The organism is Actinoplanes sp. NBRC 103695 (genome assembly GCF_030269485.1).
Taxonomy (GTDB): domain Bacteria; phylum Actinomycetota; class Actinomycetes; order Mycobacteriales; family Micromonosporaceae; genus Actinoplanes.
In genome coordinates, this window is sequence record NZ_BSTL01000006.1 from 1 (window position 1) to 26,326 (window position 26,326).

Below are 26,326 nucleotides of genomic sequence, written 5' to 3' on the forward strand. Positions count from 1 at the left end.
CCGCGCTGGGCTACCACGGTCCGCGCGCGTGGTAGCTCAGAGCGGTCAGCGGTCTCGGATAGCGCCTGGTCCTACCACCGGCCGCGCGAGACCGGTCGGCCAGAGCGGTCGTGGCGGGCCGTCCAGGTCGGATGCCGCCTTCGGCTACCACTCTCGTGCCCGGCTACCACCGCAGGCCGCGGCTACCACTCTCGTGCCCGGCTACCACTGACCGCGCCCGGGCAGAGCCGCGAGCGGCGGCAGCGACGGTGAGCAGTCACCCGGGCGCCTGGCAGACCAAGCGAAAGCCCACGCCCGGCGAAAGCGCCGGCAACAAGCGCACGCACCGAGGAGCCCCGGCAAGGCGAGGGGTCCCGGCAAGGCGAGGAGCCCCGGCAACGCGAGAAGTCCCGGCAATAGCGCACCGCCAGCAGGCCGACCCGGCCGGGCTGATCGACCGTGTCCTAGTCCGATCAGTCCCAGAAACACTCGAGGTGCTCGTCGACCTCGACCTCGTCGGCCTTGGCGCAGAAGGACTCGGCGTCGGCGCGCAGCTCGGAGGTTATCTCCTCGGCGTAGACGGCCTCGATGGAGACGCGGTAGTCCTCCCGGTCGACGGCCACGGTGTAGCCCGCCGCCCGGACGTCCGGGTGACCGCAGAGGAACTGGAAGATGTCCCAGGCCTCGGGGGAGAGGTTCTGGGCGCCGTCGGGGTCGATGTAGCGGTCCTCGATCAGGATCGCCAGCGTGCCGGCGTCCAGGTTCTCGAAACTGGCCGTGCCGCCCACGGAGTAGTCGGGCCTGGGGCCGGGAGAGAACTGCAGCATCCCGTCGCGGCGGGCGGCGTCCCTGTTGTAGGGGAACGGGTCGTGCGACGCCGGCCGGGCGGCGTCGCACAGCGCCGGGCGATAGGTGACCGGGGCGGTGGGCGGCGCGCCCGACCCTGCCGGGTCGGCGCTGTGAGGGCTCGACGGCAGCGCCACCGGCGAGGGGACCACGCAGGCGGCCAGGGGCAGCAGCAGGAGTGCGGCGGTCAGCCGGGCCTGTTTCACGGCGCACATTATGCAAGGCTGGCGGGCATGGCTGTCTTCGAAAGGGTCGCGCCGATCGTGCCGGTGCGTGAGCTGGACACCGCCCTGGACCGGTACCGGCGGCTGGGCTTCACCGTCCGGGCCTACGACGGGCCGGAGCGGTACGGGTTCGCCGACCGCGGCTCGGTGTCGCTGCACCTGAGCGAGTCGCCCGGCCATGATCCGGGCGCCACGTCGTCGATGGCCTACCTTTTCGTCGACGACGCCGACACCGTGCACCGGGAGTGGGCGGCCGCGGGCCTCGGCGGGCGGCTGAGCGAGCCACGTGACATGGCCTGGGGGATGCGCGAGTTCTCCTATGTCGACCCGGACGGCACCCTGCACCGCGTCGGCTCGGAGATCTAGCGGTGTGGGCTTACGGCGACACGGTCCTCTACCGCTACGGGCGCAGGGCAGAGGCACGTTTCGTACGGCTGGGAAGGGTGATCGCGGACGACCAGGACGGCCTGGTGCTGTGGATCGCCCCGGGCTCACCGCAGGTGGAGTCGTTGCTGGCGGACGGCACCACCGTGCGATCGTTGCCGCTCGACCAGCGCGCCGCCGCGGTCCGGGAACGCCGGCACACCACGTGGCGCGGGCCGGGAATCGTCCAGTACACGCCGGTCGTGGGCGACTGGTCGGTGTGGTGGTTCTTCACGCCCGACGGCGAGTTCGCCGGCTGGTACGGCAACCTCGAGTCGCCGCGGGTGCGCTGGGCGGCCGGTGTCGACGCGACGGACCGGGCCCTGGACGTGTGGATCACCCCGGACCGGGTGGCGAGGTGGAAGGACGAGGACGAGTTCGCCGCGATGACCGGGACGCCCGGGCGCTGGACCGTCGAGCAGGTTCCGGCGATCCGAGCCGCCGGCGAGCATCTGATCGCACTGGCCGCCGCGGGGGCGTCGCCGTTCGACGGCCGGTGGACGGACTACCGCCCGGATCCGGCCTGGGAACCTGTCGAGATGCCGGACCACTGGGATCGGCCGCACCTGGCCACGCCCTGACCCTGCCGTGACTCTGCCCGGCCCGCATTGCCGGTGCACAGCAACCCGACAGACTTCTCCCAGGCTGCCGTCAGACGACGGGCAGAGGGTTACGCCATGCCAGATGCCGATGTGGCGCAGGCGGACGCGGATCCGCCGTGGCGGCCGCAGCCGCCGTTGTCCCGGGTCGCCGTCGCCCGGCTGGTCCAGCTGGTCGGCGCGTACAACATCATCACCGTCCTCTTTCCCTCACCGCATGGCCGGCTCGGCGAGCTGGGCCTCTGGATGCCGGCCAGCGGCGTGCTCACCGCCCGGGCGGCCAGCGCCGCGTCCGGCCTGCTGCTGATCTACCTCGGCCTCGGGCTGCGCCGGGGCAAGCACCGCGCCTGGCAGGTGGCGGTGGTCCTGGCCGGCGCGGGCGTGGTGCTGCAGCTGGCCCGGGGCTGGCACTACGACGCGGCGGTCGTCTCCGCGGCGCTGCTGATCATGCTGATCGTGGTGCGGCGCCGGTTCCACGCCCGGGCCGACCCGCGTAACCGGTGGCGCGCCCTGGCGGCCCTTCTCGGGTTCGCCGCCGCCGGGATGGCCATCGGCCTGGCCGAGATCGGGCTGCGTTCTCGGTTCCTGGTGGGGCGGCCGGGGGTGCTGGACCGGGTTCGCGAGTCGGCGCTCGGGCTGATCGGCGTCTCGGGGCCGCTGCGGTTCTCTCATCCGTTCATCGCCCAGCAGGTCAGCTACACGACCGGCATGTTCGGGTCGTTGGCCGTCGGGGTGGCGGTGGTGTTGCTGCTGCGGCCGGCCCACCGGTTGCCGCAGCGCACCGCGGAGGACGATGACACCGTACGCGGGCTGCTGCACCGGTTCGGTGACGTGGACTCCCTGGGCTACTTCGCCCTGCGCCCGGACAAGTCGCTGTTCTGGGCGCCGTCGCGCCGGGCCGTGGTCGCCTACCGGGTGATCAACGGGGTGAGCCTGGCGTCCGGCGATCCGATCGGACCGGCGTCGGAGTGGCCGCAGGTGATCGGCGGCTGGCTGGCGGACTGCGCCGCGCACGGCTGGACGCCCGCGGTGCTCGGCTGCGGCACCGCCGGCGGTAAGGCGTACCGCAGGGCCGGGCTGGACGTGGTGGAGGTGGGTGACGAGGCGATCCTGGACGTCGCCGGGTTCACCGTGCTCGGCCGGCCGCTGCGTGGCGTCCGGCAGGCGGTCGGCCGGGTCGAGCGGGCCGGCTTCACCTGCGAGGTCACCCGGCTGCGCGACCTGACACCACCGGCGCTCGCCGAGGCGAGGCGGTCCGCGGAGGCGTTCCGCGACGGCAAGGTGGAGCGGGGTTTCTCGATGGCGTTGTCGCGGATCGGGGACGACCGCGACGGTGACTGTGTGGTTGTGACGTGCCGTGACCCCGAGGGGCGGATCCGCGGGTTGTTGCAGTTCGTCCCGTGGGGCACTCACGGTCTGTCACTGGACCTGATGCGCGGCGACCGGACCGCGGGGAACGGGATCATCGAGTTCATGGTGGTCAGCTCGGTCAACGCCGCGAAGGCGATGGGCGCGGAACGGATCTCGCTGAACTTCGCCGTGCTGAGGTCGGTCTTCGCCCGGGCGGACGAGCTCGGCGCCGGCCCGGTGCTCCGGTTCTCGCACCGGCTGCTGATGCTCGCGTCGAAGCTGTGGCAGATCGAGTCGCTGTACCGGTCCAACGTCAAGTATCAGCCTTCCTGGTCGCCGCGTTTCCTGTGCTTCCCCACCGTGCGGGATCTGCCGCGCATCGCGGTCGCCGCGTTGTCCGCCGAGGCGTTCCTGCCGACCCGGGACCGGCGCCGGCGGACGGAGGCCGGGCGATGACGTTGACCGGGCTGCCTCTGCTCGCGCTGGCCGTGGTGCTGACGCTGGCGGCCGCCGCGGCCACTGTCCTGGGGTGGAGCAGAGGCGGGCCGGTGCGGATCCCGCTGCGGATGCTGACGCTGGTGACGACGCAGGCGTTGGTGGTGCTCACCGCCGGGCTGGTCTACAACCGCTCCGAGCAGTTCTATCCCTCATGGCAGGCACTGGCCGGGCAGACCGGCACCACGGCCGTGGCTCACGGCCGGGACGGCCGGCTGGACGCCGCGTTCACGGACGGACGGCCGCGCCCCTGGCAGCCGTCCGGGTCGGACGCGTGGCAGCTGTCCACACCCCCGGCGGTCACGGTTCCCGACGGGTACACCGGCCGGGACCTCAGCTTCCCGGTGCTGCTGGCCGTGGGCGGCCCGGCGTCGCCGGTATCGTCACCGGCGATCACGGTGTCGATCGCTCCCGGCCCGCGGACGCTTGACCTGCCGGGACTGCCGGCCTCGCTCGGCGCCGACCTGCGGACCACCTCGCACGGATGGGTTCTGGTGGTCGCGGCCGCGCGAGTCCCGCTGGCCGGCCGGCTGATCACCGAGTTCCCGGGCCGGTTCGCCGCGGTGGCCGTCGTGGGATCGGGGCCCGCCCCGGCCGGGCTGGGTATCCCGGTGCGTGTCGTCGCGGGCTGGGCCGACGCCGTGGCGTGGGCGTCGGCCCGGACCACCCCGGCGCTCGCTCCGCCCCAGGTGCTGCCGGCGGTGATCCGGCCATGAGGATCGACGGGCTGCCGCTGCTGCTGACCGGCCTGGCGCTGGTGTTCGCGGCCGGGCTGGCGATCGCGGTCCTCTGGGATCGCGCCGGCCCGGTCCTGCGCTCGGCGCTGGTCGTGGCGAGCGTGCTCGGCGTGGCCGCCACCGCGGCGCTGCAGCTCAACCGGATGACCGCGACCGTGGGTTCCGCCCCGGACCTCGTCACCGCCACGGCGGCGGGACCGGGTGGCCGTCTGGTGGAGATCACCATCGCCGGCCCGGCGTCGGGGATGACCATGCCCGCGTGGGTCTATCTGCCGCCCGGGTACGCGACCGGCCACGAGCGCTATCCGGTGGTCGAGGCCTTCCACGGGTTTCCCGGCTCGCCGAAGGGCTGGCTGCGCAAGCTGAACGCGGTCGGCTACCTGAACCAGGAGATCGCCGCCGGGCGGATGGCGCCGACGGTCGTGGCGTTCGTCTACCAGACGCCGGACCCCCTGGTCGACACCGAGTGCACCAACCTGGTCGGCGGCCCGCAGGCGGAGACCTACCTGACCGTGGATGTGCCCGCCGCGATCGAGACCCGTTTCCGGGTACGCGCGGATCGAGCCGCCTGGGGTCTGATCGGGTACTCCGCGGGCGGGTTCTGTGCCGCCGATCTGTTGCTGCGCCACGCCGACCGGTACGCCGCGGCGGCCAGCCTGTCCGGCTATGCCACCGCCGGCATCCGGGTCGGCGACGGCTCCGAGCGGACGACCAACGACGTGGCCTGGCGGCTGCGGCACCTGTCCCGGCCCGCCGCGTCGCTCTACCTCGGTTACGCGGCCGACGACGGGCACCCCCGCCGCGACAGCCTGCTGATGGCCCGGCTGGCGACCGCCCCGATGTCGGTCACGACCGGGGTGGTGGCGCACGGCGGGCACAGCGACGCGGTCTGGCGGACGATGGAACCGCCCGCGTTCGACTGGTTGTCCTCACGGCTGGCCCGCCCGGCCCCGTCTTCACGGCTGGACTGCCCGGCCCGGTCCTCGGGGCCGGCCTGTCCCATCTCCGGGTCATGAGACTCGCGGCGGTGCTGGCGGCGATCCTGCTGCTCGCCGGTTGCGCCCCGGCGCCTCCGCGGCAGGAGGCGTCGGTGGTCGGTCTCGGCGATTCGGTCCCGGCCGGCACGGCATGCGGGTGTACGCCCTTCCCGGACCTGTTCGCCCGGATGCTGGTGCCGCCCGCCGCCGTGGCCGACCTGGCCCGCCCCGGCGTGACCTCGGCGATGGTCCTGGCCGGCCTGCGGGACGGCCCGGACGAGCCACCGGCCCGGCGGGCGACCGTGGTCCTGATCATGGTCGGGGCCAACGACATGGCCGACGCGTTCGGCGACGGTTCGTCCGCCGGCCCGGCCGACAAGGTGCGCGAGAACGTGGCCGCGATCGTGCGGACCGTACGCGCGCTCCACCCGGCCGCGTCCGTGCTGGTGTTCGGCTACTGGAACGTGGTCCGCGACGGGGCGGCGGCCCAGGGCGCGTACACCGCGGACCAGGTCGCGCGGGCGGCCGCCCTCACCGACGCGTGCAACGAGGCGCTGCGGCAGGCGGCCGCGGACACCGGGGCCGTCTTCGTCGACACGCGACGGTTGTTCAAGGGCGCCGACGGGTCGGGCGATCCCACGGCGCTGCTCGCCGCCGACGGCGACCATCCGAACGCCGCCGGGCACGAGCTGATCGCGCAGGCGGCCTTCGCCGTCCGGCCCGGCGCCTGACACCGGCCGCCCTCGCTCGCGCCCGCCTACCGTTTCGCGCGATTGGCGAGAAATGGCCGCCGGGAAAGTGTTACGGGTCGGGAAAACGGCCCTTGAGCTGGTACTACTCCCGAATCTGACGGAACATCCGACACTTGCGTGGGAGCGCTCCCGTAATACTCTCGACACAACCAAGACAAAGACCGACGCCGATGTGTTGGTGGTTTCGGCGGTCTTGATGCCCAGGACGACGAGAGGACTTCGATGGCCGAGCGCAGAACACGCAGGCGCCGAGCGCTGAGCGCGGCGACCGTCGCGGCGGCGATGCTGATCGCCGGGGGAGTGGCGGTGGTGACCGGCAGGACGGCGTCGGCGTGGCAGGGCAGCGCCGCGGCCGCCACCGCCGGATGCGGGAAGACCCCGGCCGTCCGCGACGGCACCTACACGATCCAGAGCGGCGGCCGGTCCCGCAGTTACATCCTGCGGCTGCCCGGCAACTACGCCGGCAACCGGGCCTATCGGCTCGTCGTCGGCCTGCACTGGCTCAACGGCAGCGCCGCCGACGTGGCCGGCAACGGGTTCTACGGTCTGCAGCAGCGGGCCGCCGACAGCGCGATCTTCGTGGCGCCCCAGGGTCTCGACGCCGGCTGGGCCAATACCGGAGGCCGTGACGTCACCCTGGTCGACGACATCCTGCGTACGGTCGAGAACGAGCTGTGCGTCGACACCACGCAGCGGTTCGCGCTGGGTTTCAGCTACGGCGCCGCGATGAGCTATGCCCTGGCCTGCGCCCGGCCGGCAGTCTTCCGGGCGGTCGCGCCGATCGCCGGCGCCAACCTCAGTGGATGCTCGTCGGTCTCCCAGCCGGTCGCCTACTTCGGCATCCACGGCATTCGTGACAGCGTTCTGAACATCTCGCAGGGCCGCGCTCTCCGGGACAACTTCGTCCGCGTCAACGGCTGCGCGGCGCAGAACCCGCCGGAGCCGGCGTCGGGCAGCGGCACCCACGTCACCACCGAGTACGCGGGATGCCAGGCCGGATATCCGGTCCGGTGGGCCGCGTTCGACGGTGACCACGTGCCGCTCCCGGTCGACCGCAACGCCTCGTCGTCGTGGGTCTCCGGCGAGGTCTGGCAGTTCTTCACCCAGTTCGGGGGCACCACCCCGCCCACGCCGCCGGCGTCGGAGACCCCGCCGCCCGCGGGCGCCGCCTGCACCGTCACCGGCTCGGTCAGCGCCTGGGACACCGGGCTGACGGCCAACGTCACCGTCACCAACACCGGCGGCTCCGCGATCAACGGCTGGAACCTGGCCTTCAGCCTGCCCGCGGGCCAGACCATCACCAACGGCTGGAACGCCACCTACTCGCCCACATCGGGGCCGGTCGTCGCGACCAACGTCGGCTACAACGCGGCTCTCGCGCCCGGCGCTTCGGTCAGCCTCGGCTATCAGGCCACCCACACCGGCAACAGCGGACCTCCCTCCGCGTACGCCCTGAACGGCGCGACCTGCTCCCGGAGCTGACCGATTCGCCGGCGGTTGTCAGGCAGGGCCGGACACCCCGGGGCCGGACACCCCGGGGCCGGACATCCCAGGAACGGCGCTCCGGCCGGTGAAACGGAGCCGATAGATCGCCGGCATCGGCATCCGCCGGGCGAAGGTGTAGTCGACGGCCAGCCCGAAGCCGGCCAGGATCCGCGAGATGAGGTGGCCGTGGCCGGCGACGAGAACGAGCTGGCCACGGTGCCGATCGACGATGGTCAGCACCGCGTCGACGGCGCGGGCGCTGAGCTGATCGAGGCTCTCGCCGCCGGGCCGGGCGAAGGAGAGGTTCGCCCAGCTCGCGGCGTAATGCGGTTCCCAGTCCTCGGTGAAGGGCAGGCCGTCGTCCCACTCCCGCAGTTCCCAGCGGGTGCGGACGGGCAGGCCGAGCGCGTCCGCGGCCGGCTGGACGGTCTGGATCGCCCGCCGGTGCGGGCTGGACCAGATGGCCGCCGGCCGCGGCTCGGTCAACGTCGCCACCAGTTCCGCCGCCTGGCGCATCCCCTCCGCGGTCAGCGGCCGGGTGAGCTCGTCCGGGCCGTCGGCGCTCCGCAGGACGGGCAGCGCGTGCCGGACCAGCACCACCTCGGTGGACGCCGCGTCTCCGGTCATGCGTCCGGCCCCGGACGGGACGGCACGGACACCGGTGCCGTGGGCGGCGGGCGCCAGTCGGCGTAGCGGGCCATCGAGCGCAGGGCGAACCGGGGCGGGACCACTCGCATGAGGGCGTTGCGGCCGGCCACGGCCAGCGGGTTCGCCAGCTGCTGACCGAATCGCCCGATGGTCCGTGACGCGCGGGCCACCTGCTGGCTGCGGGGGCGGCGCTCCCGGTCGTACGCTGCCGCCACGTCCGCCCGGCCGGCCAGGGCGGCCAGCACGACGGCGTCCTCGAGCGCCTGGTTGGCGCCCTGGCCGAGGTTCGGCGTCATCGCGTGGGCGGCGTCGCCGAGGAGGACGACCCTGCCCTGCACGTACGTCGGCAGGGGCTTGTCGAGGCACGCGAGCTCGTCGCGGAGGACGGTGCCGGTCGCGGCGATGAGGGCCGGGATCGGCTCGTGCCAGGTGCTGAACCGGGAGTCGACCTCGGAGGGCGCGGTGCCGGGCGTGGCGTTGACGGCGGCGAACCAGTAGATCCGGCCGTCCTCCAGTGGCACGATGCCGAACTCGGCGCCGCGGCCCCAGCTGATCGCGACGGGAAGCTCGCCGCGCCAGGCCGGCGCTATTCCGCGCCAGGCGGTGACCCCGATGGGTACGGGCCGGGAGACGCCGGGCCACAACTGCTCCCGTACGGCGCTGCGGATCCCGTCCGCGCCGACCACCAGGTCGGCTTCGATCCGCACGTCTCCGTCCCGGCCCTGGCCGACGACCACGCCGTCCGCCGAGACGCCCGTGACCCGCGTGCCTGTCCGGACGGTCGCGTCCTCCGGCAGGGCGTCGAGAGATCCGGACGATCCTCGCCCATGGGGATGCCGCGCGCGCCCAGTCGGCGTCGATGCTCGCGGCCGCGGGCGCCCCCGATCCGCAGCGGGCCGGTGACCACCTCGTCGCCTGCATCGACGGGTTGATGTTCGACCGGCTGGCCGGCGCCGGCGCCCGCAGCGCCCCACCTCCCGGCACCGCCGCCAGCCGCGCCGAGCTCGCCGGCGCGGTCGCAGCGGTCCTGCGCGGGTTCACCACGGCGCACGGCGACTGACCCCGGGCCGTCGGCGCCGCCCTCCCACAGGCGGACAGGCTCGACCCGGCAGCTACGCCCGGAACGGGCGGCAAAGGCGGGACCACCCCACGGGCTCGCCGAGGTGGCGGGACCGTGGAGTGGTCGTACCCGTCAAACGGTTTTGATCTTGTGGGAGGCGGCGATCAGGTTCTCGGCGGCCTGGCGGAGGCCCTCGAACTGGTCGAGCTCGGCGTCCTCGTGTTCGATGTTGACGGCCATGCCGGGGTCGACGTCGGCGAGCGCCTGCAGGAACGGGGTCCAGAAGTCGTCGACGCCGTAGCCCCGGCCCACCGCCACGAACTGCCAGGACGGAGAGCTGGGCCAGACGTTGAGCGTGTTGTCGCCGCCGATGCTGAGCGGGTCCGCGCCGGCCGGGGTGCGGGTGAAGCGGTCGTCGAGGACGCCGTAGAGGCGGACGTTGCCGGCGTTGATCCGGGTGTCCTTCGCGGCGGCGTGGAAGACCAGGTCGCCCAGGTGGCGGACCGCGGCGACCGGGTCGATGCCCTGCCAGAACAGGTGGCTGGGGTCCATCTCGGCGCCGATGTGCGTGGCGTTGGTGCGTTCCACCAGGCGTTCCAGGGTGGCCGGGTTGAAGACGATGTTGTGCGGGTGCATCTCGACGCAGACCTTGACGTCCGCCGCGGCGGCGCGGGCCTGGATGTCCTTCCAGAACGGGACCGCCACCTCGTCCCACTGGTGGTCGAGGATGTCGGTGAACTGGCTGTCCCACGGGTTGACCACCCAGTTGGCGGTCTTCGCACCGGGGTGACCGCCCGGGAGGCCGGACATAGTCACCACGCGCCGGACGCCGAGCAGGGCGGCCAGCTCGATGCTGCGGTGCAGGTCCTCGGTGTGCTGCGGGCCGACCAGCGGGTCGGGGTTGAGCGGGTTGCCGTTGCAGTTCAGGCCGGTCAGGGTGATGCCGTGCCGGTCGAACCGCCCGAGGTAGTCCTCGCGGGCGCCGGCGCTGGCGAGCAGGTCGCCGACCGGCAGGTGCGGGGTGCCGATGAAGCCGCCGGAGTTGATCTCGGCGCTGGTCAGGCCCAGCCCGGCGAGGGTGCTCAGGGCCTCGTCGAGCGGACGGTCGTGCAGGCAGGCGGTGTAGGCGCCGAGCTTCATGCGGGTCCTTCCTTGAAGGCTCTGGTGACGGCGTCGAGGACGCGGAGGTTGTGCAGCCCGTGCGCCATGTCGGGGCAGGCGGGCAGGCGGCCCAGGCCGCCGATCTGGTCGAGGAACGCGCGGGCCTGGAAGACGAAGAAGTCGTTCTGCCCGTGCCCGACGGTCGGGAAGTCCATCGGCAGGCCGCCCGCGACGTACGGGTGCCACGGGCCGATCGACACCGTGCGAGGACCGTTGCCGGCCCGGGCGGGGCCGTCGTCGATGATGCTGAACTCGGCCGGCCGGTTCAGGTCGAACGAGGCGGTGCCGCCCTCGCAGAACAGGTCGAACTTGAGGGTGTTGGCATGCCCGTACGCGACCCGGGACAACGCGAACGTGCCGACCGCGCCGTTCGCGTGGCGGCTGGTGTACGTGCAGACGTCCTCGTTCTCGACCGGATCGCGCTCGGTGCTGAGCTCGACGCCCCCGGCGTGCCCGACCGCCACCCCGAGCGGGCGCGGGCGATCCTTGATCAGGGTGGCCATCGTGGTGCCGTGCACGGCCACGGTCTCGCCGCAGAAGAACTCGGCCAGGTCGGCCAGGTGGCTGCCGATGTCGGCCAGCACGCCGCTGCCCCGGCCGCCCCGGTAGCGCCAGCTGATCGGGCGCTGCGGGTCGAAGCCGTAGTCGCACCAGTAGTTGCCGATGAAGTGGCGTACCGCGCCGAGCCGTTCCTCGACCTGCGCCTTGATCGCGTTGACGGCGGGGGAGCGGCGGAACGTGAAGCCGACCGCGTTGACCCTTTCCGAGGATGCGGCCGCTTTCACCATGGCCTCCGCGTCGGCGATCGTAGGGGCCAGCGGCTTCTCGCACAGGACGTGCTTGCCGTTCTGTAAGGCGGCTTCGGTGATCTCGCGGTGCAGGTTGTTGGCGACGGCGACGCTGACCGCGTGCACCTCGGGGTCGTCGATCACCCGGCGCCAGTCGGTCTCCGTCTTCTCGTAGCCGAACCGCCGTGCCGCGTCGGTCGCGAACGGCTCATGCACGTCGGCGATCGTGACCAGGCGGGCGACGGGCCCGCCGAGGTCGTAGAGGCTCGCCGCGTTCCGGTACGCGCTGGCGTGCGCGCGGCCGACCATGCCCGCGCCGATCACCGCCACGCCGATCTGCTGGGTCATGGTGCAGGCCTCCTTTAAAGCGCTTTAAGCACGAGTACTATCAGCCGGGTCTCGTCCGGGTGTCAAGGGAGGTTCGCTGTGGATCAACGGCCGCGGCTGGAGGACGTCGCCGCCCGGGTCGGTGTGTCCACGGCGTCCGTGTCGCTCGTGCTGCGCGGGGCGCCCGGCCCCAGCGAGCAGACCCGCGCGCGGGTGCTCGCGGCCGCGTCCGAGATCGGCTACCGGGTCGACCGGGCGGCCTCGCTGCTGGCCCGCCGCCGCCGGCATCAGCTCGGGGTGCTGCTCGACGTGCGCAGCCCGTTCCACGCGGAGCTCGTCGAGGAGATCCAGGTCGAGGCGGACCGGATCGGGTACGAGGTGGTGCTGTCCACGCTGACCCGCAGCCACGACGAGTCCCGGGCCATCGCGTCACTGCTCGACTTCCGGTGCGAGGCGCTGCTCCTGCTCGGCCCCGACGCCTCCGTCACGTCGCTGGCGAAGCTCGCCGCCCAGGTGCCGGTGGTCGTGGTCGGCCGCCAGGTCGCCGAGCCGTCGGTCGACGTGGTCCGCCCGGCCGACGACGTGGGGGTGGCCGCCGCGCTCGACCATCTGATATCCCTCGGGCATCGTGAGATCGCGTTCGTCGACGGCGGCAAGGGTGCGGTGGCCTCGGCCCGGCGCCGCGGCTACCGCACCGCGATGCGCCGCGCGGGGCTCACCTCGCGGGTGATCGCCGGCGACCACACCGAGGAGGGCGGCATCCGGGCCGGCCGGTCGCTGGTCGCGGCGGGCGACCGCCCCACCGCCGTCATGGCGTCCAACGATCGCTGCGCGGTCGGCCTGCTCGACGCGTTCCTCCGGGCGGGCGTCGACGTTCCGGCCGCGATGTCGGTTGTCGGGTACGACGACAGCACGCTCGCGCGACTCGCCCACATCGACCTCACCACCGTGAACCAGGACGCGCCCGCCCAGGCCCATCACGCGGTGGCGGCCGCGGTGTCCCGCCTCGACGAGGCCCGCACCGACCGGGTCGAGGTGGTGCTGCGCCCGCAGCTCGTGATCCGCGGAAGCACCGCCGGCCCGTCGCGGTGAGCGGGGGAGAGCGGTTTCTGAGAACTTCCTGAATCGGCGGGCGTGGATTGCCTGGTAAGGCCACAGATTCGCGGGCGGAATGCCTCAGGTGACCGCCCTAGCGTTTGCGATCCCTGAACGGTCGTCCAAACCCCCGAGACGGAGATCGACCCATGTCGGATCGGAATGTGAGCCGCCGCAACGTGCTCAAGGGCGCCGCGGCGCTGGGTGGCGCCGGGCTCGTCGTGGCCACGGCAGGTGGCGAGGTGGTGGCGGCCTCGAGCAAGCTGGCCGCCAAGAACACGCCTCAGCCGTACACCAGCATGTTCCGGCGCCCGCCCGTGCTCATGCCCTCCGAGCAGGGCGTCGACGAGAAGGGGCCGTTCCAGCGGTACTGCCTCACGCAGAAGGTCGGCCGCGCGAGCATCGTGCCGGGCCTGACCACCGAGATCGCCGGCTACAACGGGATCTTCCCCGGCCCGACCATCTCCGTGCAGCAGGGCACCCGTACCGAGGTGCGGATCGCCAACCGGCTGACGGTCCAGAAGCTGAACGGGCTGCCGTTCCGGACCGTCACGCACCTGCACGGCTCGGCGTCGCTGCCGCAGTACGACGGGTACGCCAACGACTGGACCGTGTCGGGGAACTGCAAGACCTACAAGTACCCGAACTGGCAGCAGGCCCGCACGCTCTGGTACCACGACCACAACCACCTGAGCACCGCGCAGAACGTGTTCACCGGGATGGCCGCGCAGTACCACCTGCACGACCCGTACGAGCAGGCCCAGCTTCCCCAGGGCGAGTACGACGTCCCGCTGTTCGTCAGCGACATGGCGTTCAAGGCGGACGGCTCGGTGGCGTTCGACGACTCGGACCACGCCGGTTTCATGGGCGACACGATCCTGGTGAACGGCGTGCCGTGGCCGAAGATGCGGGTCAAGCCGCGGGTCTACCGCTTCCGCATGCTCGCCGCCGGCATCTCCCGCTCGTTCCGCTTCACGCTGAGTACCGGCGACCCGATGTACGTCGTGGGCACCGACGCCGGCATGACGCCGAAGGTGACCGCGGTGCAGTCGTACCGGCACGGGGTGGCCGAGCGGTACGAGATCCTGATCGACTTCCGGAAGTACAAGGCCGGTCATAAGATCGAGCTGAAGAACCTGAGCAACAAGAACAACGTCGACTTCGCCAACACCGGCAAGATCATGCAGTTCGAGGTGGTCGCCGACTCGGGGGCGCCGGACCCGTACGTGATCCCGAAGACGCTGGACCTGGGCCCGCAGCCGTTCAGCAACCGGGGCGCCATCGAGGTCAACAAGCTGACACCGGACATGGCGAAGGCCCGCCGGCGGGTGCGCGTGGAACGCAAGCACGGCCTCTGGACGATCAACGGGGAGACCTGGGAGGACGTCGAGGCGACGAAGTTCCAGCGCGTCCTGGGCAACCCGAAGCCCTACGACGTGGAGATCTGGGACCTGGTCAACGAGTCGGGCGGCTGGTTCCACCCGCTGCACATCCACCTCATCGACGGCAAGATCATCGGCCGGAACACCACTCCGGACGGCAAGGCCCACCCGTGGGAGGGCGGCGGCAAGGACGTCTTCTACCTCGGCGAGAACGAGACGGTCACCGCGCTCATGCAGTTCACCACCGGCGACGGCAACGACGGCGGCCGGTACATGGTGCACTGCCACAACCTGGTGCACGAGGACAACGACATGATGATCCAGTTCGCGGTCGGGGACGTGAACATCAACGACCCGATCACCTCCGACCGGCCGGGCCTCGACGACCGGGACGAGCAGCCCTCGGTCTACGCCCCCGGTTTCCCCCTGGGGTCCTGATGCGGGCCCGGATCTGCCTGGTACTGATCGTGCTCCTGGCCGGCGTCGCGCTGGTCGGGCGGTCGGCGGGATGGTTCGCGAGCCCGGTCGCGGCCACCACGCCGGTCGCCCGGATCGTCAGCGACGACACCGGCGACGGTCAGGCGACCACCACCTTCGACAAGGCGATGGTCCGCAAGCGCGCGGCGATCGCGATCCGTCCCGGTCCCGGGGCCGACCGCGCCCGGATCGCCCGGGAGATGCGGGCCATCGCCAAGGCCAGCCCCAGGGTCGGGTCGCTGGAGCCGGCGACGTTCGCGGTGTTCAGCCAGGACATGCTCGAGTACCTGGTCCCGGAGATGACCTTCGTGGCGCCGGAGGGCGTGTCGGTCGAGACGACCGAGGCGATGATGCGCGACCTCCAGCCCGCGGATGTCGCGTTCTACCTGGTCCAGCCGGTGCTGGTGCACGACATCACGTTCGGGGTGATCACCGCGACCCGGACGCCCGAGCAGGTGCGGAAGGCGGAGGACGCCGAGGGCATCGTCACCGATGTCCTGGGGCGTTACGACACCGAGCCGCAGAGCCGGGGCCTGACGATCCGGTACTTCGGGGCGGTCCTCAGCGACAACTCGATCGCCACGGTGCGCGAGGCCATGGGCCGGGCGGCCGGGCTGCCCGCGGACCGCGTACAGGTCTCGGCGAATCTGCCCGGACCGGGCGTGGACCTGAGCAACGGCGCCTACCTGGTCGACGACGAGTCGGTGAATCACACCCACAAGTAGCGAACCCCCTCTGAAGCCGCCCTGAACGAGTTCAGGGCGGCTTCAGCGTGTGGTCAGGGTCACGCGAGTCCGTTCAAACCGCGCAAGCCCACCATTTGATGAAATTCCCGGTTCTCCTCCGCTCCCAAGGAGTCACCGCATGAAGCTCCGTACCGCCGCGGCCGTCGCCGCCCTGCTGGCCGGCACACTCGTCGCCACCCCCGCCCAGGCCGCCCCCATCGGCCAGGGATTCACCGTCACCCCCACCGACCTGGCCTACATCCTCAAGCAGATCAAGATCTCCGAGGCTCACGTACGCGACACGACCAGCGCCACCGGCCCGTGCGGCGCCCTGGTCGGCGACGGCCCGGACCAGCTGGCCAGCCCGCTGCTGGCGTTCGGCCTGCGGACGGTGGACGGCAGCTGCAACCACCTCGTGCCGGGCGAGGAGACGTACGGCGCCTCCGACCAGATCTTCCCGCGCCTCGGCGGCAAGAACTTCAAGGCCGCGGAGAGCGCGCCGGCCGGGATGTTCGGCCCCGGCAGCCCGAGCTTCCCCACCACGTACGCGGACAAGAGCGCCAGCAACACCGTGGTGGACTCGCAGCCCCGCCTGATCAGCAACCTGATCGCCGACCAGACCGCGAGCAACCCGGCCGCCCTGGCCGCCGGCGGATACCCGGTGCGCAGCCAGACCACCGGCACCGGTGGCGTGCAGATGGACGGTTCCACGGTGCTCATCCCGAACGTCACCACCGACATCGGCCTCAGCGCGCCGTACAACTCGTGGTTCACGCTCTTCGGGCAGTTCTTCGACCACGGCATCGACCAGACGGTCAAGGGCGGCGGCTCGGTCATCGTCCCGCTGCGCGCCGACGACCCGCTGATCGCCGGCCCGGACCGGATCCCCGGCAACGCCGACGACCCGAAGCCGGGCGACGCCAGGTACGTGCCGGCCTCGATGCGGTTCATGGCGCTGACCCGGGCGGCGAACCAGCCCGGCCCGGACGGGAAGCTCGGCACCGCCGACGACGTCCAGGACGCCCGCAACACCGACAGCCCGTACGTCGACAACTCCCAGACGTACACCTCGCACGCCTCGCACCAGGTCTTCCTCCGCGAGTACGCGCTGAACGCCGCCGGCCGCCCGGTCTCCACCGGCAACCTTCTCGCCGGGGCGTCCGGTGGCCTGCCCACCTGGGCGGAGACGAAGGCTCAAGCCCGTACCCGGCTAGGTCTTGATCTTGCCGACAAGGACGTGCTGGCCGTTCCGGCGGTCCTGGCCGACGCCTACGGCAAGTTCGTGCCCGGCCCGGCGAGCGGCCTCCCGCAGTACGTCACCAGGCACGGCCTGGTCGAGGGCGACCTGACGCACCCGGTCGCGGTGCCGGCCGACGTGCTGTCCTTCGACACCGCGTTCCTCTCCGACATCGCGCACAACGCCGACCCCGGCGCGGTGGACACCGACCACAACCCGGCCACCCCGCCGGTCGCGCCGCGCGCCGACGACGACACGACCGCCTCGGCCGACTTCGCGTCCCAGCCGGCCGGCACCTACGACGACGAGATGCTCGACGCGCACTACATCGCCGGCGACGGGCGGGCCAACGAGAACATCGGCCTGACCGCGGTGCACACCATCTTCCACTCGGAGCACGAACGCCTGGTCGGCGACATCGAGCGGGTGCTCACCGAGGACGACACGGCGCCGGGCCTCGCCGCGTTGGGCGACTGGCAGCTGGCCGACGGCTCGTGGAACGGCGAGCGGATCTTCCAGGCCGCCCGCTTCGTCAACGAGATGGAGTACCAGCACCTCGTCTTCGAGGAGTTCGCCCGCAAGGTCCAGCCGGCGATCAACCCGTTCCAGCCGTTCGCGTTCACCCAGACCGAGATCAACCCGGCGATCACCGCCGAGTTCGCGCACGCCGTCTACCGCTTCGGGCACTCGATGCTCACCGAGCGCATCAGCCGCACCCTCGCCGACGGTACCGACGCGTCGATGCCGCTGCTCGACGGCTTCCTCAACCCGCCGGCGTTCACGGCCGGCGGCACGCTCGGCCCCGAACAGGCGGCCGGCTCGATCGTGATGGGCATGTCCGACCAGGTCGGCAACGAGCTCGACGAGTTCGTCACCGACACGCTGCGGAACAACCTGCTCGGCCTGCCCATGGACCTGGCCGCGGTCAACATCGCCCGGGGCCGCTCCGAGGGGCTGCCGTCGCTGAACGTGTTCCGCCGCTCGGTCGCACCCGCGCTGGCGCCCTACACCAGCTGGGTCGACTTCGGTGAGCACCTGAAGCACCCGGAGTCGCTGGTCAACTTCATCGCCGCGTACGGACAGCACCCCTCGGTCCTGAACGCCTCGACCGTGGCCGGCAAGCGCGCGGCGGCCCAGGCTCTCGTGGACGGCGAGACGGCCGGCGCGGCGACGTTCATGAACGCCCCGGCCGCGTCGTCCGGGCTGGACGACGTCGACCTGTGGATCGGCGGCCTGGCCGAGCAGACCGACCCCTTCGGCGGCCTGCTGGGCAGCACCTTCAACCACGTCTTCGAGAACCAGCTGACCAACCTGCAGAACGGCGACCGGCTCTACTACCTCGCCCGTACGCCCGGCATGAACCTGCGCACCCAGCTGGAGGGCAACTCGTTCGCCGAGCTGATCATGCGCAACACCGACGCGCACACGCTCAAGGCCGACTCGTTCGCCACGGCCGACTGCAAGTTCGAGCTGTCGCACATCGCCAGGACCGGCGGCAACGAGGTCGACGACGACCCGGCGACCGCCTGCGACGAGCATGCGCTGCTGATCCGTCTCGCCGACGGCACCATCGCCTACCGCTCCCGCAACAGCGCCGACCGGCCCGGCATCAACGGGCAGTCGGTCTACAACGGCACCGAGGACGCCGACCGGGTCCGCGCCGGCAACGACAACGACACCGTCTGGGGCGCCGAGGGGGACGACGTCCTGGAGGGTGGCGCCGGCAACGACGTCGCCGTCGGCGGCGAGGGCGACGACATCATCACCGACGCGGCCGGCGACGACATCCCCAAGGGCGGCCCCGGCAACGACGCCATCGCCGGCGGCATCGGCCTGGACATCGTGATGGGCGGCACCGGCAAGGACTTCACCGACGGCGGCGCCAACATCAACGAGACGTTCGCCGGCGAGGGCGACGACTTCGTGCTGGCCGGCGACGGCGAGGACGCGGTGTTCGGCGACGCCGGCGACGACTGGCAGCAGGGCGGCAACGGCCCCGACCTGCTCCAGGGCGACAGCGGCAACCTGTTCTTCCTGGACGACTCCAACAAGCCCGGCAACGATGTGCTGATCGGCGACGGCGGCGACGACGACTACGACATGGAGGGCGGCGACGACATCGGTGTCCAGGGCCCCGGCATCGAGAAGAACGCCGGCGGTTCGGGCTACGACTGGTCCATTCAGGGGACCGACTCCGATCTGGCTCTCCCTCTCGCGCCCCTGGGCACGCTGACCATCGGGGTGCGCGACCGCTACAACGAGGTCGAGGCGCTCTCCGGCACATCCGGGAACGACACGCTGCGCGGGGACGACGTGGTGCCCTCGGCGGTCGGAGACGGCGGATTCCTCGGCTGTGACGCCCTGGACGCGGCCGGCGTGGCCCGGATCCGCGGACTCGACCAGGTGGTAACCACGCTGCCCACGCCGGTGTCGGCCGTCGGCAACTCCACCGGCCGGCCCTGCGACCTGCACGGCGACGTGTGGGGCGACGGCAACATCCTGCTCGGCGGCGCCGGCGACGACATCCTCGAAGGCCGCGGCGGCAACGACATCCTCGACGGCGACCGCTCCGTCAACGTGCGGCTCAGCGTCCGCGACGCGAACGGCGCCGAGATCCGGTCCGCCGCCGGCATGACCGAGCTCCAGGCCGACGTCTTCGCCGGCACGATCAACCCCGGTCAGATCTTCACCGTACGGGAAATCCTGACCTCGCCCGGCGCGGGCACCGACTCGGCGGTGTTCTCCGGCAACCGCGCCCAGTACCTCATCGAGAAGGCCGGCGACGCGCTCATCGTCAACGGCCCCGACGGGGTCGACACGGTCCGCAACGTGGAGAAGCTGCGGTTCGCCGACGAGACCGTCGACGCCGGCCAGTTCGAGGCGTTCTTCGGGGTCACGGCGCTCGCCGGGGACGGGCAGGCCACGGCGCTGTTCACCCTGCCGGCGACCGACGGCGCCGCGGTCACCGGGCTGACGCTGGAGCAGACCGCCGGCGGGGTCAGCACCCTGATCACGCTGCCCGCCGACGCGACCAGCTTCGTGGCTGCCGGGCTCACCAACGGGGTGCCGGTCACCTTCCGGCTGCGGGTCAGTACGGCTGCTGGGGTGGGTGCCTTCAGTGAGGCGTCGGCGCCGGTCATCCCGGTGGCGGCTGCCCCGGCAGACGGTGACGACGAGGGCGACGAAGGAGGCGACGACGGCGACGAGACCGGCGACGACGGCACCACCGATCCGGCTGGTCCGTCTGGCCCCGCCGATCCCGCTGGTCCGGCCGGATGTGTCGCTCACACGGCTGGGGCGCCCCTTGCGCCCTGCGCACCGATGATCGGATCGGCGACGGCCGGGGACGAGTCGGCCGTGGTCCGCTGGACGGCGCCGGCTTCGGACGGCGGCACCCCGATCTTCGGGTACGAGGTCCAGGCTCTCAACGACGAAGGCATCGTGGTGGACGTCGACGTGGCCGGCCCTGAGGCGACCGAGATGACGTTCCGCAACCTGACCAACGGCTCGTCCTACACGTTCTGGATCCGCGCGGTGAACGCGGCCGGGGCGAGCGACTTCTCCTTGGTTTCCAACGCGGTCACCCCGGTGCCGGCGCGGGTCGATCCCACGCCCACGACCCCGTCCACGCCCACGACCCCGCCGACGACCCCGTCCACTCCCACCACTCCCACCCCCACGACTCCGACTCCGACCACCCCGGTTCCGACGACTCCGGTTCCGACCAAGCCGGCTACCACCGGGCCGCAGGCTGCGGTGACGGTGCCGGGAGCTCCGCAGATCGGGGCGATCAGCGCCGGTGACCGGCACGCGACCGTCCGGTGGACCGCACCGGCCGGAGGCGCCGACCTCTACGAGATCCAGGTGATCGACGCGGCGACCGGCCGCCCGACCGGCGCGATGCGGCTGGTCTCCGACAACGAGTCACCCGAGGTGATCGACGGGCTGGTCAACGGGCGGGCGTACCGCTTCGGTGTCCGTGGGATCAACGCGGCCGGCGCCGGTCCGCTCTCCGCGCTCAGCGCCGTAGCCCGGCCGATCTCGACCGCCGGAACGCCGCACACGGTGACCGGCACCGCCGGAGCCAAGGGCGGCGCGGTCACCGCCTCGGTGAGGTGGACGCCGCCCGCCTACACCGGCGGTTCCCCGATCACCGGCTACCGCATCACCGCCCAGCGGCTGAACGCCAAGGGCATCGCCACCGGCGCCCCGGTCGTGAAGACGGTGAAGGCCCGCACCTGGACGTTCACGGCGGCCCGCGGAGTCCCGGCCAACACCAAGTACCGGATCGTCGTCCAGGCCGTCAACGCGGCCGGCCCGGGCACCGGCAAGGGGGCGACCGTCCTGGCCCGCTGACCCTGTGGACAGTTCACAGGAACGCCGATTTCGCGCGATACGTTCAACGCCCACCCACAGGGGTGGGGGAGGCGGATGGCCGCGCGCGCGAGATTTCGATCTTGGGAGCGTCAGCTGCTCGGTCGTCCCGGCCGAGAGCCGCGTCGGCTGTTTGCCGCCGCTCCAGCCAAGAACAGCGTCATGCGCTCGCCGCCGTCCCGGCCAGGGGCGGCGGCGATCCGCGTCGGCGGGCTCGCGCCGCGTCGGTTGGGCTGACGCCGCGTCTGGTGGGCTCGCGCCGCGTGGTGGGCGCTGGCGGGCTGGCGCCGCGCCCGTCTGGCTGGCGGGCTGGCGCGTCGGTGGGCTGGCGCCGCGTTGGCGGTCCCGCGGTGTGGGTGGGCCCGCGCCGTCTACTCGCGCTCGACCCGGCTCAGCCCGCCCGAGGGCGTCCACCATTCGACGACCAGCAGCGTCGCCGAAGCGTTGAGTCGCGTGTGCACGACTTCCGCGATGTCGGCCCGGAACCGGTCCTCGTCCGAGTCGACAGCCACCGCCCGCCCGGCAATCTTGGCCTCGCCCGGCCACTGGGCCTCCGCGCCTTCGACCGGGTCGACCGTGGCGCTGTGCAGCGCGAACCTCGGGTCCCGCCGCAGGTCGGCCCCTTTCCGCGCTCCGGGCATGGAGCCGAACGCGAGCTCGCCCTCTTCGAACACGGTCTCGATCCCGGAGATCCGGGGCGCGCCGTCACGCCGGATGGTGGCGAGTGTCTTGTGCCGGTGAGCGTCGAACAGTGCCCGCACCCGGCCGGCGAACTCCGGCTCCGCTCGTTCCAGGTCCTGCCACGAGGTCATGCGCCTCATGGTCGCAGGGAGTGGTGGTCAGAGTCCGAACGCCCCGCCTTCGACCAGGATGAGCACGCCGATGCCGATCAGGACCACGGGCAGCAGGATGTGACCCCATCGGCTGAGCGCCTCGGCGATGGGCGGCCGGGTCGCGAAGAACCGTCCGGCGGCGACCCACACGGCGACGAGCACGAGGAACACAAGGGCGTAGGTGACCATCCCGCCGATGCCCGCGGTGGCGAAGACGGGCACGTACACGCCGATGTTGTCGCCGCCGTTGGCGAAGGTCACGGCGGCGACTTCCAGGATCCGGGGCCCTGACGAGCCCACGGAGGAGTCGGTGGAGTCTCCCCGGTGGCGCCACGACTGGATCGCGGCCTTGACGCCCAGGGCGAGCGGCAGCAGGCCGAGGTAGGGGATGGCGGCGTCGGGCAGGAAGGTCGCTCCGAGGGCGGCCGCCACGGCCACGGCGAGGATGCCGGCGAATCCGAGGTACTGGCCGACGGCGATGGTGCGGGTGGTGTGCGGCCGGCCCGCTCCCTGGGCGAAGAACAGGGCGATGATCAGGATGTCGTCGATGTTGGTGACGGCGAACAGCCCGACGGCGAGGAGCACCACGGGTCGAGACGTTACCGCTGGTCGACGATCCGCTTCATCTTGCCCATCGAGCGCTCCACCCCGTCGGGCTCGATGACCTCGACTGTCACGCTCACTCCGATCGTGTCCTTGATCAGCGTTTCCAGCTCGCGCGCGGCAGAAGATGAATCGGCACCGGGACGCCGTTCCACCCGGACCGTGAGCGCGTCCAGCCGGCCGGCACGGGTCAGCACACACTGGAAGTGGGGCGTCAGCGCGGGCGTACGCAGAATCAGCTCTTCGATCTGGGTGGGGAAGAGGTTGACCCCGCGGAGAATGATCATGTCGTCGGTGCGGCCGGTGATCTTCTCGATGCGGCGCATCGGGCGGGCCGTGCCGGGCAGCAGCCGGGTGAGGTCGCGGGTGCGGTAACGGACGACCGGCATGGCCTCCTTGGTCAGGGAGGTGAAGACGAGCTCACCGTAGGAACCGTCGGGCAGGACGTCGCCGGTGACCGGGTCGACGATCTCGGGGTAGAAGTGGTCCTCCCAGACGTGCGGCCCGTCCTTGGTCTCCACGCATTCGTTGGCCACACCGGGGCCCATCACCTCGGACAGCCCGTAGACGTCGACCGCGTGCATGTCGAGGGTCTGCTCGATCTCCAGCCGCAGGTTCTGCGTCCACGGTTCGGCGCCGAAGACGCCCACCCGCAGCGAGGTGCCGCGCGGGTCGACGCCCTGGCGCCGCATCTCGTCGACGATGGCGAGCATGTAGCTGGGCGTGACCATGATGACGTCCGGCTGGAAGTCCTGGATCAGCATCACCTGCCGGGACGTCATGCCACCGGACACGGGTATCACGGTGCAGCCGAGCTCCTCGGCGCCGTAGTGCGCACCCAGACCCCCGGTGAAGAGCCCATATCCGTACGCGATGTGCACGCGATCGCCGCGCCGGCCGCCGGACGCCCGGATCGAGCGGGCCATCAGCCGCGCCCAGGTGCGGACGTCGTCGAGCGTGTAGCCGACGACGGTGGGTCGTCCCGTGGTGCCGGACGACGCGTGGATCCGGGCGATCCGGTCGCGCGGCACCGCGAACATGTCGAACGGGTAGTTGTCCCGCAGGGTGGCCTTGTCGGTGAACGGAAAGCGCGCCAGGTCGGAGAAGTCCCGCAGGTCCGAAGGGTGCACGTCGGAGGCGGCGAACATCTTCCGGTACTGCGGCACGTTCTCGTACGCGTGCCGCAGCGACCACTGCAGCCGCGTGAGCTGCAGCCCCCGGAGCTCGTCGACGGACGCCCGCTCGATCGGTTCCAGATCTTCCGGACGAGGAGTTCGATCTTCCACGACTAGACCTTTCTGGTACGCAGCCCTTCGAACGCCATCGTGACCACGGCGTCGGCCAGAGCCGTGGCGCCGCCGCGCCGGGGCCGGTACCACTCGGCGAGCGAGTTGACCATGCCGAACATCAGCCTCGCCGCGGTTGCCGGATCGACGTCGGCACGCAGGTCGCCGTCCAGCTGAGACTGCTTCACCAGCTCGGTGACCTGGGCGTCCAGGATCCGGCGGCGGTTCAGCGCTTCCTTCTCGACCCCGTTGTTCCCGCGTACGCGCAGCAGCAACGTCACGAACTCCAGCCGGTCGGCGAGCACCAGCACACTACGGCGGATCAGAAGCTCCAGCCGCTCGACGGGCGGCGCCGGCATGGCCGCGGCCTCGTCCGCCGCCTCCTGCAGACCGTCCAGCGCGTGGTCGACGGCCATCCGGAGCAGGTCCTGCTTGCTGGAGACGTGGTGGTAGATGCTCGACTTGGTGATGCCGAGCTCCTCGGCCAGGTCACCCATGCTGGTCGCTTCGTATCCCCGCGCGTTGAACAGCCGCACGGCGGCGGCGAGAACCGCGCCCTGGTCGTGGCCGGGCCGGCCGCGGCGGCGAGGGGAGTCGGTCATCTCTCGATCACCCGGCTGGGGCCCCGGAATTCCGCGATGATGCTGTCGGCCCGCAGGAAGGCCTGGTCGCGCTCGAACATGAGATGCGCCGCAGTCTGTGCCATCACCACCCCCAAGGCTTGATAACCGAACGAACGGACGGTAGATAATGAAGACAGCCAACCGCACAGGAGCGCAGATGACAACCCCCGCCGAGTTGTACGAGACGCATCGTGAGCTGCTCGACCGGGCGGTCGCCGCGACCCGGTCCCGCGACTACTGGTCCGCCTATCCCGAGTCGCCCAGCAAGTCGGTTTACGGCGAGGAGGCCGCCCCGGCCGGCGAGCAGGCGTTCCGTGACCAGTTGAACGGCGACTTCGAGATAGACCTGCCCGGCGTGACCGGGAGCGTCGCCACCGAGCGCTCGCCCTACGGCTTCGAGCTGGGCATCCGTTATCCGACGGCGGACCCCGCAGCGCTGATCGCCGCCGCCCGCGCCGCCACCCCCGCCTGGCGCGCCGCCGGGCCGCAGGGCCGTGCCGGGGTGGCCGCCGAGATCCTGCGCCGGATCAACGCCCGCTCGTTCGAGTTCGCGCAGGCCGTGCAGCACACCACCGGCCAGGCGTTCGTGATGGCGTTCCAGGCGGGCGGCCCGCACGCACAGGACCGCGGCCTCGAGGCGGTGGCCGCCGCGCTCGACGCGACCACGCGCGGGCCGGCCGAGGCGACCTGGACCAAGCCTCAGCGCGGCGGCGACCCGCTGCGGATGACCAAGACGGCCACCGTCGCCGGCCGCGGCGTCGCGGTGGTCATCGGCTGCAACACGTTCCCCACCTGGAACTCGTACCCGGGGATCTTCGCCAGCCTGGTCACCGGCAACCCGGTGATCGTCAAGCCGCACCCCGGCGCCGTGCTCCCGCTCGCGCTGACCGTGCGGATCGCCCGTGAGGTGCTGGCCGAGGCCGGGCAGAGCCCCGACCTGGTGACGCTGGCAGCGGAGTCGCCCGGCGACGGCATCGCGGTAACCCTGGCCACCCACCCGGACGTGCGCATCGTCGACTTCACCGGGTCCAGCGACTTCGGTAACTGGCTGGAGGCGAACGCCCGCCAGGCCGTCGTCTACACCGAGAAGGCCGGGCTCAACACGGTCGTGGTCGACTCCACCGACGACTACAAGGGCCTGTTGCGCAACCTGTCGTTCTCGCTCTCGCTCTACAGCGGCCAGATGTGCACGACGCCGCAGAACTTCCTGGTCCCGGCCGGCGGCGTGCGGACAGACGCGGGGACGAGGACGCCGGAGGAGTTCGCCGCCGACCTGAGCGCCGCCGTCGACAAGCTGCTCGGCGACCCGCAGCGCGCGGCCGGCACCCTCGGCGCGATCGTCAACGACGGCGTGCTGTCCCGGCTCACCGAGGCCAGCGGCGCCGCCAGCGTGGTCCGGCCGACCGGCGAGGTGGCCGACCCGCAGTGGCCGGACGCGACGATCCGCACCCCGGTGGTGGTCCGGCTGGACGCCGCCGACGACAAGGTCTACACCCGCGAGTGGTTCGGGCCGGTGTCCTTCGTGATCACGACCGCGTCCACGGCGGAGAGCCTCGAGATCTTCGTCGAGACCGTACGCCACCACGGCGCGTTGACGGCGTCGGTCTACTCCACGTCGCCCGAGGTGATCGAGGCCGCCCGGGACGCCGCGCTGGACGCCGGCGTGCACCTGTCGGAGAACCTGACCGGCGGCGTCTTCGTCAACCAGACCGCCGCGTTCAGCGATCTGCACGGCACCGGCGCCAACCCGGCGGCCACCGCCGCGTTGACGGACGATTGGTTCGTCAGTGGCAGGTTCTTCGTCCTGCAGTCGAGGCGGCACACTGAGCTGGAGAAATAG

General features: G+C 71.8%; 22 protein-coding genes. 13 read left to right on the plus strand and 9 right to left on the minus strand.

Going from position 1 to position 26,326, the window contains the following annotated elements; genetic code table 11:
- Positions 1–452 precede the first annotated feature (452 nt).
- Positions 453–1,031 carry a hypothetical protein gene (locus QSK31_RS11065; protein WP_285683341.1) on the minus strand — a complete coding sequence of 193 codons (579 nt, stop codon included), beginning with the start codon at positions 1,029–1,031 and terminating at the stop codon, positions 453–455.
- Positions 1,032–1,058: 27 nt separating this feature from the next.
- Here QSK31_RS11065 and QSK31_RS11070 point away from each other — a divergent pair, with 27 nt between their 5' ends.
- The 7 genes from QSK31_RS11070 to QSK31_RS11100 all read left to right on the plus strand — a co-directional run bounded on the left by QSK31_RS11070 (position 1,059) and on the right by QSK31_RS11100 (position 7,864).
- Complete coding sequence (locus tag QSK31_RS11070) at positions 1,059–1,415, plus strand: bleomycin resistance protein (protein WP_285683342.1); 357 nt, start codon at positions 1,059–1,061, stop codon at positions 1,413–1,415.
- A gap of 2 nt (positions 1,416–1,417) precedes the next feature.
- Entirely contained in the window at positions 1,418–2,053 is a 636-nt protein-coding gene (locus QSK31_RS11075; protein WP_285683343.1) for a ribonuclease FAU-1 family protein, read from the plus strand.
- A gap of 96 nt (positions 2,054–2,149) precedes the next feature.
- Complete coding sequence (locus tag QSK31_RS11080; protein ID WP_285683345.1) at positions 2,150–3,877, plus strand: phosphatidylglycerol lysyltransferase domain-containing protein; 1,728 nt, start codon at positions 2,150–2,152, stop codon at positions 3,875–3,877.
- Positions 3,874–4,632 carry a hypothetical protein gene (locus QSK31_RS11085; protein WP_285683346.1) on the plus strand — a complete coding sequence of 253 codons (759 nt, stop codon included), beginning with the start codon at positions 3,874–3,876 and terminating at the stop codon, positions 4,630–4,632. Before QSK31_RS11080 ends, QSK31_RS11085 begins: the two co-directional genes overlap by 4 nt.
- Positions 4,629–5,669 (plus strand): alpha/beta hydrolase, encoded by a 1,041-nt coding sequence (locus QSK31_RS11090; protein WP_285683347.1) that lies wholly within the window; start codon positions 4,629–4,631, stop codon positions 5,667–5,669. The genes QSK31_RS11085 and QSK31_RS11090 overlap by 4 nt, the downstream gene beginning before the upstream one ends.
- On the plus strand, positions 5,666–6,361 hold the full coding sequence (locus tag QSK31_RS11095; protein ID WP_285683349.1) for an SGNH/GDSL hydrolase family protein: 696 nt from the start codon (positions 5,666–5,668) through the stop codon (positions 6,359–6,361). The genes QSK31_RS11090 and QSK31_RS11095 overlap by 4 nt, the downstream gene beginning before the upstream one ends.
- A gap of 243 nt (positions 6,362–6,604) precedes the next feature.
- Positions 6,605–7,864, plus strand: a complete 1,260-nt coding sequence (locus QSK31_RS11100) for a CE1 family esterase (protein WP_285683350.1) — start codon at positions 6,605–6,607, stop codon at positions 7,862–7,864.
- An 18-nt stretch (positions 7,865–7,882) separates the two neighbouring features.
- Here QSK31_RS11100 and QSK31_RS11105 read toward each other — a convergent pair whose 3' ends face one another.
- Together QSK31_RS11105 and QSK31_RS11110 are read right to left on the minus strand one after the other, a co-directional pair.
- Positions 7,883–8,494 carry a histidine phosphatase family protein gene (locus tag QSK31_RS11105; protein WP_285683353.1) on the minus strand — a complete coding sequence of 204 codons (612 nt, stop codon included), beginning with the start codon at positions 8,492–8,494 and terminating at the stop codon, positions 7,883–7,885.
- Entirely contained in the window at positions 8,491–9,312 is an 822-nt protein-coding gene (locus QSK31_RS11110) for an FAD-dependent monooxygenase (RefSeq protein WP_285683898.1), read from the minus strand. Before QSK31_RS11110 ends, QSK31_RS11105 begins: the two co-directional genes overlap by 4 nt.
- 62 nt (positions 9,313–9,374) lie before the next feature.
- Between QSK31_RS11110 and QSK31_RS11115 the strand changes: the two genes are divergently transcribed.
- Positions 9,375–9,575, plus strand: a complete 201-nt coding sequence (locus tag QSK31_RS11115) for a hypothetical protein (RefSeq protein WP_285683355.1) — start codon at positions 9,375–9,377, stop codon at positions 9,573–9,575.
- 132 nt (positions 9,576–9,707) lie between these two features.
- Here the strand turns inward: QSK31_RS11115 and QSK31_RS11120 are convergent, their stop codons facing one another.
- Both QSK31_RS11120 and QSK31_RS11125 read right to left on the minus strand, forming a co-directional pair.
- Positions 9,708–10,715, minus strand: a complete 1,008-nt coding sequence (locus QSK31_RS11120) for a sugar phosphate isomerase/epimerase family protein (RefSeq protein ID WP_285683356.1) — start codon at positions 10,713–10,715, stop codon at positions 9,708–9,710.
- Positions 10,712–11,872: a Gfo/Idh/MocA family protein gene (locus tag QSK31_RS11125; protein WP_285683358.1), complete on the minus strand. Its 1,161-nt coding sequence runs from the start codon at positions 11,870–11,872 to the stop codon at positions 10,712–10,714. Before QSK31_RS11125 ends, QSK31_RS11120 begins: the two co-directional genes overlap by 4 nt.
- Positions 11,873–11,950: 78 nt before the next feature.
- Between QSK31_RS11125 and QSK31_RS11130 the strand changes: the two genes are divergently transcribed.
- The 4 genes from QSK31_RS11130 (at position 11,951) to QSK31_RS11145 (ending at position 21,123) form a co-directional block, all read left to right on the plus strand.
- Positions 11,951–12,943 carry a LacI family DNA-binding transcriptional regulator gene (locus tag QSK31_RS11130; RefSeq protein WP_285683359.1) on the plus strand — a complete coding sequence of 331 codons (993 nt, stop codon included), beginning with the start codon at positions 11,951–11,953 and terminating at the stop codon, positions 12,941–12,943.
- 152 nt (positions 12,944–13,095) lie between these two features.
- Positions 13,096–14,766 (plus strand): multicopper oxidase family protein, encoded by a 1,671-nt coding sequence (locus QSK31_RS11135; protein WP_285683360.1) that lies wholly within the window; start codon positions 13,096–13,098, stop codon positions 14,764–14,766.
- Positions 14,766–15,530, plus strand: coding sequence for a hypothetical protein (locus tag QSK31_RS11140; protein ID WP_285683362.1), 765 nt, complete (start codon positions 14,766–14,768; stop codon positions 15,528–15,530). The genes QSK31_RS11135 and QSK31_RS11140 overlap by 1 nt, the downstream gene beginning before the upstream one ends.
- Positions 15,531–15,669: 139 nt before the next feature.
- Entirely contained in the window at positions 15,670–21,123 is a 5,454-nt protein-coding gene (locus QSK31_RS11145) for a peroxidase family protein (RefSeq protein ID WP_285683364.1), read from the plus strand.
- A gap of 389 nt (positions 21,124–21,512) precedes the next feature.
- On the opposite strand, the gene QSK31_RS11150 is transcribed toward QSK31_RS11145, so the two are convergent.
- The 4 genes from QSK31_RS11150 to QSK31_RS11165 are packed head-to-tail and all read right to left on the minus strand — an operon-like array spanning position 21,513 to position 24,465.
- Positions 21,513–21,953, minus strand: a complete 441-nt coding sequence (locus tag QSK31_RS11150) for a pyridoxamine 5'-phosphate oxidase family protein (RefSeq protein ID WP_285683365.1) — start codon at positions 21,951–21,953, stop codon at positions 21,513–21,515.
- A 27-nt stretch (positions 21,954–21,980) separates the two neighbouring features.
- Positions 21,981–22,562 (minus strand): cadmium resistance transporter, encoded by a 582-nt coding sequence (locus QSK31_RS11155; protein ID WP_285683366.1) that lies wholly within the window; start codon positions 22,560–22,562, stop codon positions 21,981–21,983.
- Positions 22,563–22,573: 11 nt separating this feature from the next.
- Complete coding sequence (gene paaK / locus QSK31_RS11160) at positions 22,574–23,863, minus strand: phenylacetate--CoA ligase PaaK (RefSeq protein ID WP_285683367.1); 1,290 nt, start codon at positions 23,861–23,863, stop codon at positions 22,574–22,576.
- A gap of 2 nt (positions 23,864–23,865) precedes the next feature.
- Complete coding sequence (locus QSK31_RS11165) at positions 23,866–24,465, minus strand: TetR/AcrR family transcriptional regulator (RefSeq protein ID WP_285683368.1); 600 nt, start codon at positions 24,463–24,465, stop codon at positions 23,866–23,868.
- A 178-nt stretch (positions 24,466–24,643) separates the two neighbouring features.
- On the opposite strand from QSK31_RS11165, the gene paaN reads away from it, so the two are divergent.
- On the plus strand, positions 24,644–26,326 hold the full coding sequence (gene paaN / locus QSK31_RS11170) for a phenylacetic acid degradation protein PaaN (RefSeq protein WP_285683369.1): 1,683 nt from the start codon (positions 24,644–24,646) through the stop codon (positions 26,324–26,326).

What these genes read in the sequence shown, in the direction of transcription:
- QSK31_RS11140 (WP_285683362.1), top strand. Translation starts at nt 14,766, where the DNA reads ATGCGGGCCCGGATCTGCCTGGTACTGATCGTGCTCCTGGCCGGCGTC.
- QSK31_RS11145 (WP_285683364.1), top strand. Translation starts at nt 15,670, where the DNA reads ATGAAGCTCCGTACCGCCGCGGCCGTCGCCGCCCTGCTGGCCGGCACA.
- QSK31_RS11135 (WP_285683360.1), top strand. Translation starts at nt 13,096, where the DNA reads ATGTCGGATCGGAATGTGAGCCGCCGCAACGTGCTCAAGGGCGCCGCG.
- QSK31_RS11070 (WP_285683342.1), top strand. Translation starts at nt 1,059, where the DNA reads ATGGCTGTCTTCGAAAGGGTCGCGCCGATCGTGCCGGTGCGTGAGCTG.
- QSK31_RS11150 (WP_285683365.1), bottom strand. Translation starts at nt 21,953, where the DNA reads ATGACCTCGTGGCAGGACCTGGAACGAGCGGAGCCGGAGTTCGCCGGC.
- QSK31_RS11085 (WP_285683346.1), top strand. Translation starts at nt 3,874, where the DNA reads ATGACGTTGACCGGGCTGCCTCTGCTCGCGCTGGCCGTGGTGCTGACG.
- QSK31_RS11100 (WP_285683350.1), top strand. Translation starts at nt 6,605, where the DNA reads ATGGCCGAGCGCAGAACACGCAGGCGCCGAGCGCTGAGCGCGGCGACC.
- QSK31_RS11125 (WP_285683358.1), bottom strand. Translation starts at nt 11,872, where the DNA reads ATGACCCAGCAGATCGGCGTGGCGGTGATCGGCGCGGGCATGGTCGGC.
- paaN (WP_285683369.1), top strand. Translation starts at nt 24,644, where the DNA reads ATGACAACCCCCGCCGAGTTGTACGAGACGCATCGTGAGCTGCTCGAC.
- QSK31_RS11080 (WP_285683345.1), top strand. Translation starts at nt 2,150, where the DNA reads ATGCCAGATGCCGATGTGGCGCAGGCGGACGCGGATCCGCCGTGGCGG.
- QSK31_RS11120 (WP_285683356.1), bottom strand. Translation starts at nt 10,715, where the DNA reads ATGAAGCTCGGCGCCTACACCGCCTGCCTGCACGACCGTCCGCTCGAC.
- QSK31_RS11090 (WP_285683347.1), top strand. Translation starts at nt 4,629, where the DNA reads ATGAGGATCGACGGGCTGCCGCTGCTGCTGACCGGCCTGGCGCTGGTG.
- QSK31_RS11115 (WP_285683355.1), top strand. Translation starts at nt 9,375, where the DNA reads ATGCTCGCGGCCGCGGGCGCCCCCGATCCGCAGCGGGCCGGTGACCAC.
- QSK31_RS11105 (WP_285683353.1), bottom strand. Translation starts at nt 8,494, where the DNA reads ATGACCGGAGACGCGGCGTCCACCGAGGTGGTGCTGGTCCGGCACGCG.
- QSK31_RS11165 (WP_285683368.1), bottom strand. Translation starts at nt 24,465, where the DNA reads ATGACCGACTCCCCTCGCCGCCGCGGCCGGCCCGGCCACGACCAGGGC.
- QSK31_RS11095 (WP_285683349.1), top strand. Translation starts at nt 5,666, where the DNA reads ATGAGACTCGCGGCGGTGCTGGCGGCGATCCTGCTGCTCGCCGGTTGC.